The 14,772-nt window shown below is 35.3% G+C and carries 15 protein-coding genes; 10 read left to right on the top strand and 5 right to left on the bottom strand.

Annotation, left to right across the window (positions count from 1 at the left end):
• Positions 1 to 26: 26 nt before the first annotated feature.
• From GI584_RS20240 to cysQ, 7 genes are all read left to right on the top strand, one after another.
• Complete coding sequence (locus tag GI584_RS20240) at positions 27 to 1,022, top strand: Gfo/Idh/MocA family protein (RefSeq protein WP_153792403.1); 996 nt, start codon at positions 27 to 29, stop codon at positions 1,020 to 1,022.
• Positions 1,023 to 1,119: 97 nt separating this feature from the next.
• Positions 1,120 to 2,526 (top strand): PTS mannitol transporter subunit IIBC, encoded by a 1,407-nt coding sequence (locus GI584_RS20235; RefSeq protein WP_153792402.1) that lies wholly within the window; start codon positions 1,120 to 1,122, stop codon positions 2,524 to 2,526.
• A gap of 27 nt (positions 2,527 to 2,553) precedes the next feature.
• Positions 2,554 to 3,204 (top strand): HAD family hydrolase, encoded by a 651-nt coding sequence (locus GI584_RS20230; RefSeq protein WP_153792401.1) that lies wholly within the window; start codon positions 2,554 to 2,556, stop codon positions 3,202 to 3,204.
• Between the two features lie 26 nt (positions 3,205 to 3,230).
• Entirely contained in the window at positions 3,231 to 3,683 is a 453-nt protein-coding gene (locus GI584_RS20225; protein WP_153792400.1) for a PTS sugar transporter subunit IIA, read from the top strand.
• A 49-nt stretch (positions 3,684 to 3,732) separates the two neighbouring features.
• Positions 3,733 to 4,611, top strand: a complete 879-nt coding sequence (locus GI584_RS20220) for an ROK family protein (RefSeq protein WP_153792399.1) — start codon at positions 3,733 to 3,735, stop codon at positions 4,609 to 4,611.
• Between the two features lie 454 nt (positions 4,612 to 5,065).
• Entirely contained in the window at positions 5,066 to 5,275 is a 210-nt protein-coding gene (locus GI584_RS20215; RefSeq protein WP_194842059.1) for a hypothetical protein, read from the top strand.
• A gap of 75 nt (positions 5,276 to 5,350) precedes the next feature.
• Positions 5,351 to 6,142, top strand: coding sequence for a 3'(2'),5'-bisphosphate nucleotidase CysQ (gene cysQ, locus GI584_RS20210; protein WP_153792398.1), 792 nt, complete (start codon positions 5,351 to 5,353; stop codon positions 6,140 to 6,142).
• 228 nt (positions 6,143 to 6,370) lie between these two features.
• On the opposite strand, the gene GI584_RS20205 is transcribed toward cysQ, so the two are convergent.
• From GI584_RS20205 to GI584_RS20190, 4 genes are all read right to left on the bottom strand, one after another.
• The gene (locus tag GI584_RS20205) at positions 6,371 to 7,219 is read right to left on the bottom strand and encodes a carbohydrate ABC transporter permease (protein WP_228552294.1); all 849 of its coding nucleotides are present in this window, start codon (positions 7,217 to 7,219) and stop codon (positions 6,371 to 6,373) included.
• Positions 7,219 to 8,112, bottom strand: coding sequence for a carbohydrate ABC transporter permease (locus tag GI584_RS20200; RefSeq protein ID WP_153792397.1), 894 nt, complete (start codon positions 8,110 to 8,112; stop codon positions 7,219 to 7,221). The genes GI584_RS20205 and GI584_RS20200 overlap by 1 nt, the downstream gene beginning before the upstream one ends.
• A 72-nt stretch (positions 8,113 to 8,184) precedes the next feature.
• On the bottom strand, positions 8,185 to 9,471 hold the full coding sequence (locus GI584_RS20195) for an ABC transporter substrate-binding protein (protein ID WP_153792396.1): 1,287 nt from the start codon (positions 9,469 to 9,471) through the stop codon (positions 8,185 to 8,187).
• A 590-nt stretch (positions 9,472 to 10,061) separates the two neighbouring features.
• Positions 10,062 to 10,904 (bottom strand): AraC family transcriptional regulator, encoded by an 843-nt coding sequence (locus GI584_RS20190; RefSeq protein WP_153792395.1) that lies wholly within the window; start codon positions 10,902 to 10,904, stop codon positions 10,062 to 10,064.
• Positions 10,905 to 11,676: 772 nt separating this feature from the next.
• On the opposite strand from GI584_RS20190, the gene GI584_RS20185 reads away from it, so the two are divergent.
• Positions 11,677 to 11,910 (top strand): hypothetical protein, encoded by a 234-nt coding sequence (locus tag GI584_RS20185; protein ID WP_153792394.1) that lies wholly within the window; start codon positions 11,677 to 11,679, stop codon positions 11,908 to 11,910.
• Between the two features lie 290 nt (positions 11,911 to 12,200).
• The gene (locus GI584_RS20180) at positions 12,201 to 12,374 is read left to right on the top strand and encodes an aspartyl-phosphate phosphatase Spo0E family protein (RefSeq protein WP_153792393.1); all 174 of its coding nucleotides are present in this window, start codon (positions 12,201 to 12,203) and stop codon (positions 12,372 to 12,374) included.
• A 226-nt stretch (positions 12,375 to 12,600) separates the two neighbouring features.
• On the opposite strand, the gene GI584_RS20175 is transcribed toward GI584_RS20180, so the two are convergent.
• Positions 12,601 to 13,614 (bottom strand): DUF3231 family protein, encoded by a 1,014-nt coding sequence (locus GI584_RS20175; RefSeq protein ID WP_153792392.1) that lies wholly within the window; start codon positions 13,612 to 13,614, stop codon positions 12,601 to 12,603.
• A 360-nt stretch (positions 13,615 to 13,974) separates the two neighbouring features.
• On the opposite strand from GI584_RS20175, the gene GI584_RS20170 reads away from it, so the two are divergent.
• Positions 13,975 to 14,751, top strand: coding sequence for a DUF899 family protein (locus GI584_RS20170; protein ID WP_153792391.1), 777 nt, complete (start codon positions 13,975 to 13,977; stop codon positions 14,749 to 14,751).
• Positions 14,752 to 14,772: the final 21 nt, after the last annotated feature.

Below are 14,772 nucleotides of genomic sequence, written 5' to 3'. Positions count from 1 at the left end.
CAAAAATATATAAAGGATGATAAAAGATGACAATTAAAGTTGGCGTAATAGGATTGGGACAAATGGGACATTATCATGCTGAAATATATGAAAAGTTACCATTAGTTGAGCTAGCAGGTGTGTGCGAAAGAGATGACCAAAAGAGACAAGAAGCTCAAGAAAAATTTGGTTGTACGGCTTATAAAGACTTTGAAGAGATTCTTTCAAATCCAGAAATTGATGCAGTAAGTATTGTTTTACCTGATAATCTTCATCGGGAATGTGTAGAATTTGCTGTTGCGAATAATAAACATATTTTGCTTGAGAAACCTTTAGCGAAAACGCTCGAGGATGGTGAAGCACTATATAAGATTACAAAAGACTATGATAAGGTTTTCACGGTAGGATTTCTATTGCGTTTTGACCCAAGATTTAACATGGTAAAACAAGCATTGGATAATGATGAATTAGGAGATATTATCCATCTGTATTGTAGAAGAAACAGTCCAATAATAGGCCCTAAACGTTACATTGGGGCTTCGGATTTAAGCATGCATGTAATGATTCATGACATAGACTATATCAACTGGTATATGGGATGCGAACCAGTAAAAGTATTTGCGAAAGGTAGAAGTGTATTACTAAAAGAACATGATATGAAAGATGTAATATACGCAATAGTCACATATGAGAATGGGGCAATTGCATGTTTGGAAGCTTGCTGGGTTTTACCTGAAAACTCTCCAACCAGTATAGATGATAAATTAGAATTAGTTGGAACCAAGGGAGTTACCTATATTGATTCTAGTGATAATGGCGTTCGTTTTGTAACTAATGAAAAGATAACTTATCCAGACAGCAGACATTGGTATTATACTAATGGTCAGGTTTCTGGCGATCTATTTGAGGAATTGATGGCATTTGTGAATAACATTCAGAATGGAACAAAATCTGTCATCACACCTAAAGAAGCTTATGATTCGTTACGTGTAGTGGATGCAATTGAACGTTCAATGGCTGAAGGAAAAGAAGTGGATATGTAGTGAATGAAGTACAAAAAACTTGACATACAAAATGGAGCAAGCAGCTCCGTTTTGTATGATGCATAACTAATTTTCTAAAAATAAAGGGGATGGGAAAATGTCATTGAGAGCGAAAACACAAGCGTTTGGAAGCAAACTAAGTAGCATGGTCTTACCCAACTTAGGGGCATTTATGGCTTGGGGGATTTTAACAGCAATCGGAATTGCTTTTGAGATTGACTTGCTACAAAGTTTTATAAGCCCAATGCTAACGTATTTATTAACATTGTTGATAGCGTTTGCTGGAGGTAGGATGGTTCATGGTTATAGGGGTTCTGTAATAGCAGCAATTGCAACTATGGGGATTATAATTGGTGCTGAGATAACCATGTTTATAGGAGCAATGATTATGGGTCCTTTAGCTGCTTGGATCCTTAAAAAATTTGATGCGTTAGTTGAGAAAAAAATACCTACTGGTTTCGAACTTTTAGTTAATAACCTTTCATCAGGTATTATCGGTGCTACATTAGCTGTGGTCGGTAATGTAGCATTTGCTCCAGCAATTGAATCGTTAACAGGTGTTTTGGCAGCAGGTGTAGAATTTTTAATGAGCAATGGTTTATTACCTTTAACAGCAATATTTATAGAACCTGCTAAAATTTTGTTCTTGAACAATGCGATTGGGCAGGGAGTTTTAACACCGCTAGGATTTACTCAAATAGAAGAACTCGGAAAATCAATCATGTTTATATTGGAGTCAAACCCTGGACCTGGCTTGGGAATTCTACTTGCTTATATGATTTTCGGAAGAGGAAATTCAAAAGGTACTGCATATGGTGCTAGTGTTATTCATTTATTTGGTGGAATTCATGAAATATATTTTCCGTTTGTATTAATGAACCCAATATTAATTTTGCCTTTAATTTTAGGTGGTATGACTGGAACACTTATTTTCACATTATTTGATATTGGACTTGTCGGAGTTGCGTCACCTGGTAGTATCATTTCAATTTCTATTATGTCAGCAGTAGGAGATCACTTGCCAATATATTTAGGTATTCTAGCATCTGCGGCAGTAACATTTTTTGTATCTATTCCATTTCTAAAAAGAGCTAAAAATAATGGTGATCAACTACAGACAGCTGCTACACAAATGGAAAATTTAAAAGGAAAGAAAAGTAAAGTATCTTCAGTTTTCGAGAACAATAGCAATGAAGAAAGTACATTTGATTTTTCGAATGTTAGTAAGATTGCGTATGCTTGTGATGCAGGGTTAGGATCCAGTGCGATGGGAGCATCTGTACTGCAAAAGAAAATTGAAAAAGCAGGTTTTGAAGGTATTCAAGTATTTCATCTCTCTGTAAGTGATTTACCTATTGAATGCGATATTGTCATAACACACAAATCGTTGATGGATAGAGTGAAGGAGAAACAGCCAAATGCTCATCATATAGCAATAGAAGATTATCTCAATGCACCAGAGTATGAAGAGCTAGTTACTAATCTCAAAGGTTCAAAAAAATAGATTAGTTATAGCAGAGGGGGACATGATATGTTAAAAGCTATCATTATGGATTTTGATGGTGTCATTATTGATACAGAAGTAATTTGGTATGACATCTTTGCAGAATGGTTTATGAAAAATAAAAATTACCATTTATCAATGAATGAATTTTTGCAATGTGTTGGAGCCGATACAGATACCTTAATAGAGATACTAGAGGAAAGAAGTAACTTATCGATTGAGAGAGAAAAATTTTTAAATGATACAAATAAGATATTTATCGAGCGTAGTGAAAGACTTCCAGCAAAAGATGGGGTTGTACGAGTTATAGAATCTATAAAAAATGCAGGTTTGACATTAACGCTTGCAACTTCATCTTCTAGGCCAAAACCAATCAAACATTTAACAAGGTTAGGTTTAATTGATTATTTTGACGCTATCGTGACAGCAGATGATGTGTCTAGCATCAAGCCCTCTCCGGATTTGTTTTTAAAAGCATTGGAAAAAGCCAATGTGCATAGTGAAGAAGCTGTTATTATAGAAGATTCTGAAAATGGTTTATTAGCAGCTAGTAAAGCAAATGTTAAAGCTATATGGGTTCCAAATGATATAACAAAACATAGTAATACTCAGCAATATTATAAAAAAATAAAAAGTTTATCTGAACTCATTATTTCTGATCTAGCTTCAGAGTTTTAAACAATTGTACAAAAGGAGGCAATACGATGTTGAAGGAATTAATTACAATTGATGATATTGAAATTGGACTTGTTGCAAGTAACTGGGAAGAAGCTATCCGAAAATCTTCCCAAAGATTATTAGAGAAAGGGACAATTAATCAACACTATGTTGATTCTATGATCAACATAGTGAAAGAAACAGGTCCCTATTTTGTGATAGGAAATCATGTAGCATTTGCTCATACAAGACCAGAATATGGGGCAAAAAGTTTAGGACTTAGTTTTACAACACTTCAACCACCGATTTCATTTGGATCAAATAATTTTGACCCAATTAAATTAATTGTAACTTTTTCAGCTACGGATTCAGATGCCCATCTGTCATTAATGAGTGAATTAGCAAATATTTTGATGAATGAAAAAACAATGGCTAAACTTTTCGTTTCGACTTCAAGTGAAGAGTTTTACCAGCATTTAATAAATGGCCTAGACAATTAATATAGTATGTCTGACTGTTAAAATAGCAAAATATATGAGGTGTGTAATCATGCAAATATTCGCTGCAGATATAGGTGGTACTAAAATTAAATATGGCATCTCAGATGAAAAAGGGAACTTTGCATGGACTAAAGAGACAGATACGGAAAGCAAAAAAGGCGGCTCCTATATTATCCGAAAATTGGAAACGATCATAGAAGATTATCCAACTATTAATGCGATAAGTTTAAGTACTGCAGGGCAAGTTAATCATAAAGATGGGTATATCATCTATGCTAATGAAAACATACCTCAATATACGGGTATGAGAATTAAAGATATACTCGAGAAGAAGTTTCAGGTACCTGTTGTGGTAGAAAATGATGTCAATGCCGCTATCATTGGAGAGAAAAACTTTGGAGATGCTGCAAAGTATGATAATTTCATATTTTTAACTTTTGGAACAGGTATTGGTGGCGGGATTGTGATTGACTCTCAATTATATAGAGGGGTAAATAAAGTTGCTGGTGAATTTGGTCATATTATTACGCACCCTAATGGTCTTTCTTGTAGTTGTGGAAATTCAGGGTGTTATGAGCGGTATGCATCAACTACGGCATTACTAAAGGAAGCTCAAAAGGTAAATAGTCAGTGTACAAATGGTGAAAAATTATTTGAAGAAATAAACAACGGTGATAGGGAACTATTGGGTATTTTGGATAATTGGTGTCAGGAAGTCGTTGTCGGTTTAATTAATGTAGTCCATATATTTAACCCGGAAGCAATCGTAATTGGGGGAGGTATTATGGAACAAAAATTAGCTGTCCGAAAAGTCTCTGAAAAAGTGAAAGAACTTGTAATGCCTAGTTTTGCAAATGTTAAAATTATCAAGTCTAGTTTAGGAAATAAAGCTGGGTTATATGGTGTAATATCTTTACAAGAATTATAAAAAAAGTATTCGTTATTTTCAAAGTTGTGCAGAGTTCAAATATTTCAATGAGTTGACTAACGCGGGGCTTTATTATACACGTTACGTATAATAAAGCCTTTTCTATTATCAAAAGCGAGGATAGATCAGTTACGGTTTTTACTTATTGTCATACAAATATAATATGTTTTTTGCGTTGTTGAAGTATATGAAATAATTACAATAAATTAATAAAAGAAGGAGTTGTAATTTTAAGTTTTGATGCCTGTCACTTCCCAGTTATGATGTATAATTATAGTAAAGAAAGCAAGTGTATAAGAATATCCTTTTAGTTATTTACTGAATCCGTGATAAAAGCTAAACGGTAAGACTAATTTAAACACAAATGTAAGATTGTTACTATTTTGATCTGTAACCATTATGATCCCTAAGGTTACAACGAATAAAAGGACTAAAACTAGAAACAGGTAAACATTTGAATTTAGGTGATCTTGGAAGTGGAGAAGTACAATTAGTCGAAGCGGTTGTGTCTCACCAATCAACCTTATTATCCAATTCATTTAAGGAATCACAATTCAGGTCAAGGTATGATGCAGAAGTCTTGGTTGTACATCGTAACAATGAGTGGATTAAAAGTAAATTGGCGATATTATACCTAAACCAGGGGAAGTATTACTATTGTTAGCAGGTTGTGATGCTAGTCACCGTAACTATAGTTAATATAATTTTGTTTTAAAATAAAAAAGGATGGAGGATTAAAATGAGCAAATACATAGTTGATTTATTTGATGTTTGTTTAGAAGCAGGAAATGAGATTATGGAAGTATATGCCCAAGACTTTGATGTTGAATTTAAAGAGGATGATTCTCCATTAACTGTAGCAGACAAGAAAGCACACGATGCCATTGCGTCTGGACTAGAAAAAATCGATTCTAGTATTCCGGTATTAAGTGAAGAGGGCAAGGAAATTCCATACGAAGCTCGCAAAGATTGGGGACAATTCTGGTTAGTTGATCCACTAGATGGTACCAAAGAATTTATTAAGAAAAACGGTGAATTCACGGTTAATATAGCTCTAATTAAAGATAAATATCCAGAAATGGGAGTTATTTATGCACCAGCCCTTGATACGTTTTATTTTGGAGTGAATGGTGAAGGGGCATATAAGTTAAATGATGCATCAAAAGTCAAAGTAACAAGTTCAGTAGATTTAATCAACCAAAGTGTAAGTTTACCAGAAGTCAAAGAAAGTAATATTACAAATGTGGTCGCTAGCCGCTCTCATATGTCAGAAGAAACAGAGGCATTTATTAATCAGTTAGATGGAGAAGTAGAAGTAGTGTCATCTGGTAGTTCACTTAAATTCTGCCTAGTGGCTGAAGGTAAAGCAGATTATTATCCACGTTACGCACCAACAATGGAATGGGATACTGGCGCAGGACAAGCAATTGTAGAAGCTGCTGGTGGAAAAGTTACTCGATATGAAGATAATGAGCGTTTTTATTATAATCGGAAAGAATTGTTGAATGGGTGGTTTTTAGTAAGTAAATAGAAATTATATATACCAATCATTATTTTAAGTTAGTTGTAAACGATAAAAAGTGATTGGTATATTTAATAAAAAAATGTGGTGAGTTGTGTAACACTCTGCATTTTGTATTGCAAAGTTTTAGCACCTTTATATTACGATACACTGATACTATCTAATGAGTATTGTCTCTATAGTTTAGCAGTCACAAGAAGCCACAACAACTAATTGTTGTGGCTTTATAACCTTTCATTATCCTTTTGTTGAACCAGCAGTAAGACCGCTCACTAAATACTTTTGAATAAAGGTAAAAACTATGGCGATTGGTATAATAATTAATATAGCAGCTGCCATTAAACGTCCCCAGTCCACAATCCATAATCCCATGAAGTTAAATACACCAGTCGATAAAGTCCGCATTGAATCATCTGACACAAATGTGAATGTTAGTACAAATTCACTCCATGCATGTACTAATGCGTAAATTCCAGCTGAAACAATTGCAGGAACGGATAAAGGTAACATGATACGAATAATTAAATAAAATTTATTACATCCATCCAGCATGGCAGATTCTTCGATCTCAATTGGTATGGTATCAAAAAAGCCTTTTAACATCCACGTAATAATTGGCACAGCAAAAACTGTATAGGATATTATTAAGCCAGTGTAAGAGTCTAGTAACCCCATATTCATCATGATTCGATATAAAGGGATCATTAATAACACTACAGGTACCATTTGTGCTAATAACATACCGACTCCGAGTGTTTTGACACCTGGAGATTTGCTTAGTCGGCTCAGGGCATATGCTGCTAGTACTCCTATAAAAATCGACAATAATACACTTCCTACCGAAACAATTACACTATTTAAAAAATAGCGAGGAAACTGAGTCTCAAATAAAACAGAACGAAAATTTTCAAATGTTGGATTTGCTGTAAACAGTGTTGGAGTGGAGGATCTCACCTCATCAGCCGGCTTTATCGCTGTTAAAAAAGCCCAAAATATTGGGAATAAGCTATAAATACTGGCAATTAACAGAAAAAAGTAAGTTACAATACTCAATATTCTCTTCTTGTTTTTTCTTGATAAATGCATTAATTATCACCCTTCGCTTCTTGCTTATTTTGTAACCAGAAATAAAGTGCCATCATCCCAATTAAAATGACAACCATTAGCACGGAAATAGCTGAGGCTGTTCCATAATGATATTTCATGAAAGCTTCTTTATAAGTCGCAATAGCTAAAGTTTCAGTAGCATTTAATGGGCCACCCTCCGTAAGGATCCAAATGAAATCGAAATTATTAAATGTCCAGATTAAATGTAATACTATTAAGATTATGGAGATACCTTTTAATTTAGGGAAGGTAATGTTCCAGAATTTTTGAAACATGTTGGCTCCGTCTATTTCTGCTGCTTCTAGTTCATTTTTATTGATAGTTTGTAACACCGCTAAAAAAGAAATAGTATAGAAGGGGAAGCTCCTCCACACATTGATCCAAATAACAGAAAACATGGCCGTTGTTTCACTTCCTAACCAATTAATACTTTGATCAAGAATCCCTATATTCATTAATAAAACATTAATAATCCCATAATCGGGGTTTAACATCCATCTCCAAGTCATACCTGCAACGACGATTGGTACCACCCAAGGAATAATCATAGCTCCTCTGAAAAATGCTCTTCCTTTAATATTTTGATTTAATAATATTGCTGTCCCTAAACCTACAACATATTCTCCACCAACCGATCCAAAGGTATAGACAATACTATTTTTAACGTTTGTCCAGAAGAGAGGGTCTTGCATCACATTGATAAAGTTCTGTAGTCCAACAAAGAGATCGTCCCCAACAATGAGTAAATTTGATTCATAAAAACTCTTAATAAATACATTGATAATGGGCACTAGTAGTAAAAGAATTAAAAAGACAACAGCTGGCAACATAAAAACATAAGCTATTGTATGTTTTTTAAAAAAACTGATCATTATAACACTCCTTCATAGTAGTGAAATGATAGAATTCAGTTAAGTGTTGTTAACTGAATTCTATCTGTCATGTTATTCGCTTAGTAAATTATTTTCTTCAAGCGATTGGTTAATTTGATCAGATAGCCATATAGCTGTTTCTTCTGGTGTAGTGTCACCTAATAAAACTTTTTGAATAGATTCAGTCATGGCATCAATGATACCTCCCATTGGTACAGCTGGCCATGATCTTCCATGTTCAGCGATTTCTGTGAAGGCAACATTCCATTCACCTTCTGAATCCATATCGTTTCGAATTGTTCTATTCCCCTTCGCATAGATGCTTTGCCCTTCTTCAGACCCCATCCATTTCAGAAATTCCAAAGCGGCTTCTTTTTGATCAGAATCTTCGAAAACATACCATTGTGCAACTTCCAAGAAAGTAGCAGGAGTTTCATTGTATGGAGGTACACCGTCGACTCTAACATCCTTCATGCCTTCAGGTTGTTCTTCTTCATATCCTTGAATCCAAGGACCGTTTTGCGTAATGGCAACTCTTCCTTGTGCAAAGTTTTGATCTAGTTCTTGATAACCCCAACTAGTTTGATTTTGTGAGATGATACCTTGTTCAAGCATATCTTTATAGAATTGGAAAACTTCTGCCGCTCTTTCTAATTGATTCTCGTCCTCTTGCCAAGTGTTCCGGTATCCTCCGTCACTAATCTCTTCTACAATTTCAAGGTTGTTTGACCAAATATAAACTGCTAGTTCCTGGGGTGCTCGCGCTGAAGTTGCACTAATTCCGAAAGGATTCTCTATTCCAGCTTCTTTTAATTCCTTACCAACAGTTAAAAGGTCGTCCCAGGTGTCAGGTAATGAAACACCAGTTTCATTTATAACATCTTCATGATACATTCTAGCTCTTGTTCCAATATAACTAGGGAATGCAACAATTTCCTCATTCATTGTTACACTATCCCATACTGCTTGAGGTACACTATCTTTTTCTTCCCACTCATTAACAAAATCAGTCAAATGATGAAGCGTGCCCATGGAATTAAGGTCTGCCATCCATTCGGCTAATCCTTGAGCTATATCTGGTGGATTGCCATTTGCAGATGATGTAGTTATTTTTTGTTTTAGTTGTTCATATGGTAGTACTTGTACATTAATACTCACGTCTGGGTTAAGTTCTTGATATCTTTCAATCGCATCGTAATAGCCACTACGATCTTCACCTTGATCAACATTCCACCAGATTTCTAAGGTTGTCCCGTCACCATTATCGCTTGACTCATTAGACTCGTTGCTTGAATTATCATTTGACGAACAACCAACTAATACCAAAACAATCAATAAAATCAATAAATATTTTTTCATCAATTTGCACCTCCAATTTTTCTAGAAAACACTTTTGTCGCATATTCAGTCTTCTTCTTCTCGGTTTTTTGCCATATCCTCATTAAACTCAATGCTTCTAGATCTTCCCACTACGATAGGTTAGGACATGTCCGTGTCAGCAATGCCATCAGGCTTTCATCATTTAGTAAAAGACCATCTTAATTGGCAAAATACTGGATGTCTTTACAAATTTCTAACTTTTCTGTAATGCTGAGCTGGATATACATTATTCACATTAAAATATAATTTGCACTCCTCCATGCTTGCCGTTTATGTGTTCTGTTTGAATAATAGAGGGCATATCACTAATAACATGTTGGCATAGCTCTGTTACCATCTTTAAGTTTTTGTGACTTATCCGTAAAAGGCTATTTCTATATTCTAAAATTCCCTGACGGATACTATATCTTTTACTAACCCCTTGTATAACCAATATTGTCCGCCTGTGAAAGGCAAATTTGAAATTGATGGTAAATCCCTCCTTATTATGTGTTAACCTAAATATAGCACTCGCAAAATAATAGCGCTTTCATTTTTCTGACCAATAATTATAAAAGTTGTATAAAATTCTAACTTTTGAAATCTTGAAAATACTCTCTATATTTGGAAGGGGATAAGCCGGTGTACTTCTTGAATATATTACTAAAATATTGACTAGTATTTATACCTACATAGTTAGATATTTCCGTTACAGGTATATCTGTATTTACCAATAGCATCTTTGCTTTGTCAATTCTAACTTTTGTTATATACTCATTAATGGTTATCTTCATAGTTTGCTTAAAGATACGGTGTAAGTAGCTTGGATGGAGATGTACGACTTTTGCTAAATCTTGTACTTTTATTTCATAATCATAATTCTCATGGATAAAAGCAAGTACCTGATTAATAAAATACTCATTTGCTTCATTTATATGTTCCTTTTGATCCGTTCTATTTTTTGCCACTGAGGTTAATAATTGAATTAATAAAATATCTATAATTAACTCATTTCCAGGCACTTTATGGTCCAGTTCTAAAACAAGTGAACGTAAATGATTATAAACATTGTCTACATCTTTTAAAACAAAATAATTTTCATCATCTAAAAACATTTCCATTAATCTTTCATCATGCTTCATTAAAGTATGAACATTTGTGAAATGGTTCCTGTCCTTTCTCCACTCAAACTCTACGTTCAACATCCGGCATGGGTATTTTTTTTCTACAATTAAGCGGTGAGGGACATTACTATGAATAAATATATATTGATTCTTACGAAGCTCTACAATCTGATTATCTATCTCCACCTTACACTTTCCTTTGATTACATACATAATTTCGATCGCAGGATGTTTATGTATGTTCATGTTGTATTCTTGCCACTCCTTGTAGTAATAATATACTGATTCTGGAAAAGTATTTAACTCCACTATAAACACCACCTGTATATGGGATTTTTAGGAAACTGTGATTGTGTTTCCCGAATCTATTATACTATGTTACTTATATTTAGATGGATGTATTAGACAAGTGTTAATATTATGCAAGGGAAATGTATGAATTATTATTTATACATAAGGAAAAAGGCAAGAAGGAGAAGAGTAAAGATGGAAGAAGTGTGTCTTAGAAAAAAACATAATTGGAGTGTTTGATATGATTTTTCAAAAATGAAGAGAGTTAATATAATTTCCGGCTAAACTGGTTTTGGCGTCTTCGCTGTTTGATATGAAGACACGTATTCGATGTTGTTAGGGCGACAGACTAACGCCACTCTTTTTCAAAAGTGAAAACGGATATGATCACATTCATGAAACGCCTCAACTCCAATTTGAAGCAGCTTAACATCTTTACAACTGAGATAGAAGAACAATTATTTTGAAATAAAATCCCAATCATTTGATGAGCTTCAATTTCTACATTTGGGGACCATTCCTCTGTGATTCCCCTTCTTTAAAGAATCGTAAAAAGGCGAATCTAACAAATTTTAAACTCTCCAGCAGAATTTTCAGTTATTATAGACTAATGGTACGTAGTTAAGTACCACTTATTTTCTGATTATATGATAAATTTAGATTATAAGAAATTTGTTTTTAAAGTCATCCCAATGTTTTGTTTATCAATTACTATGACAAGTTTAATAACGAAGTCAAAAATAACTCATAAGTAGGGTGTGTTTACTATTTCGAAAAGGAGGTCCTGTTATTGGCTCATGAATTAGCTCAAGAAAAAATTGTAAGTGAGCTTTATACAAAGTTGATATTATCAGATATGAAGAGTAAGTTAATTCAAGCTGCTAGCAACCTATTAGGTGATGCGATCTATACAAAAGAGGAAGCAGTACTCACCTTACTGGATGTAATTCAATTAATTGAAATGGAAGAAAAAAGCACCGGCAATTTTTATATGAAAGAGATTCTTGAGGAGAAACAAAGTTGAGTTTTATACACGAATTATTATGGGACAAATTCTTATCTTACTCTATGCTAGTCGCACAAAAATGCAGAATTTGGAAAGATTCTTGGTGAGGTATATTATAATCGGGATGAATATTGAATGGCGAACAAAAGCTAATCTCAAGATTATGGCGAAATATGTGCTCTTTATGTAATAGCAAGCTCTAATGTCTTTCTTCGATATTCATCGCCTATACTTAGATCTTCCATATTCCCAATAGAGCTATTTATATTGATCTCTGTTAATTGCTTTTGGATAAAGGGGATTCAAATATGAGCAATAGTGAAATCGATGTAGAATTATTATTACAACGAATTGAAGTTATGCGAAGTGAATTAGTGGATATTGGATTTCGAGATGGCTTAACCGCACCCTCTACTTTAAAATATAGTGAATTATTAGATGAACAAATTAAAGTTTATCAAAAATTGAAAAGTGATAGATAATATATGTTAAGTAGGTTAGTCAAAGATCAAAAATGACAAGGTTGTGCATTGCATATTTGAATATGATTTACCAAAAGATATTTTTGTTAAGGAAAATGTTTGATACTGAGATTAAAGATAGTAATCTAAATTAAATTATCAAATATATTCAGGAGCTGTAGGCTTCGCGTGTGAGGTACCTTATCATTTTTGTTTTGTTTGACCATTCATATATTTCCACTTTTCCTTATCTTCCTTTTGCTAGCTCATCACGATCAAGTGCCCGTGGTGGCTCTTCTAACCACCCATATTTAATCATTATTTTAGCCCCATCATTTGCATATTTTAAGATTTCTCCTACAAGTCTGCTGTACGTGATTCCAATATCTCTTCTAGGACTCATTGACATACTGGTTCCGTAATAACCAATACTCAATGCAGATAAGGATGTAGAATAAAACATCATCTTTCTGTCAGAAAATGTGTATGTGGTTGAATCTGTTACTTCTGTATCCCACCTCATAGGACTAGGGAGGTCATTTTCGTTTAAATAGGACCCAAATATCTCGGTATGCTTTTGTGCAATTTCTTTACCTCTTAAAAGAAATTCAGTTACATCACTTTTTTCTGCAACCTGACTATACCCAATCATAGTGGCTGACCCTAGTGCATTCCTTTGGAAATTGGTGTAAAGGTTCGTAATTTCAGTTCCAGTTAATGGTCTTTTTTCTCCAAAGTACCCTGCAAGAAAACTTTTTTTCTCCACAAAGTCGAAGTTTTCAGGGGTTGGCAGATACGGTGACTTTATATATAATCCCTTTGATAACAACAGCTCGTTGGATTTCTTAATAACATTATCTGACTCACGTAAACAGTCACTAAAAAAAGTATAAACATCTTCTCTCACAGCAACAGATAATGCCATACTATATGCGTTCAACCCGACTTTTCCTAATTCGTTAATAGCGATTAACGAATAAGCATCAGAAAATAATCTAGGGGAGGTAGTATGAACGTCTTCGTCTAATTTAAAACCATGTGGAACAGGGTAACCTTCTTTATTTAATAGTTCTGTAACTCTTTTGATATGTGATTTTGATATAGCTAAAGCATGTTGAATCATAGGTTTAATTTGTTCGTCTTCGGCATTATGTAATTCGTGTTCCAAATGACAAATAGTCGCGCTATCATTCATGTAAGTATTCCATAGTTGAGTTATCTCTGCTGAGGTCAATCGGATTACTTTTTCGTGAATTTCCATTACATTCACCCTCCATTATAAAATTTAAGTTAATGTGAATATCTTACCCATAATTAATATGAAATATGAGTTGTAATTGGAGAAAATTGAAAAGAAATAGAGATGGACAAAATATAAATTGTAGGTATGTCAAAATCACTCATGAACGAAAACATAAGTAGCATAAAAAATATCTAGTTCAATAAGATTTGGTTATTATTAGATCAATACTCTGATTTGATTCAAGGTAATACGATTAATCAGCGAATTAGATATATGTTGAATGAGAAAATTTTCAGCAATCGAGAAGAAGTCCTTTGTATTTATGGTTGATAAACTATCAAGTGTGTAGGTAAAAAAATAGCGAAAGGAGATATTTGCATGAATCATAATTACAGAACCTCTGCTCTGCCAACGGTGGTTGATCGGACCACCTGGCAGACCAAACTGGATGAGTTGCGAATCCGGGAAAAGGCACATACCCGAGAAGGTGACGCGATTGCAGCGGCCCGACGGCGGCTGCCGATGGTCGAGGTGGACTCAACCATCCCGCTGATCGGCCCGGATGGTCCGATCACGCTGCTGGAGACGTTCGAGGGCCGCCACCAGCTTGTCGCTTACTATCAGATGTGGCACACCGGTAGACCTGCCGCGGAGCAGTGCGAGGGCTGCACTTTCTCCACGACCCACATCAACGAGCTGTCCTATCTGAATTCGCGAGACGTGAGCTATGCGACTTTCTGTGAGGGGCCGTACGAGGAGAGCTCGCGGTATCGCGACTTCATGGGCTGGACGGTTCCCTGGTACTCGGTGCCCGAAGACGCCGTGGACCGGTTGATCGTAGACCGGCACTTCGGCATCCTGGTCAGTTATCTCCGGGACGGTGACAAGGTCTACGAGACCTACTGGACCACCGGGCGCGGCAACGAACTGATGGCACCGTCGTACGGACTCCTGGATCTGACTGTCTACGGCCGGCAAGAGTTCTGGGAGGATTCACCCGTGGGCTGGCCGCAGCACTGGGGTTCCAAAGGCGGTCAGTTTCAGCTAGGCGGCCGCCCGACCGCCCAATGGTCTCGGCTTGAGGCTGGACACTCCGACGACCTCGGCACCAGTGCCACCGCCACCGACCGACACTGCTGCCAAGACAAGCCGTGACCTAGGGATAACAGAAAAATA

The sequence above is a fragment of the Gracilibacillus salitolerans genome (assembly GCF_009650095.1).
GTDB lineage: Bacteria > Bacillota > Bacilli > Bacillales > Amphibacillaceae > Gracilibacillus > Gracilibacillus salitolerans.
The sequence above is the reverse complement of the archived record's forward strand: the minus strand, read 5'-3'. Positions and strand labels throughout refer to the sequence as shown.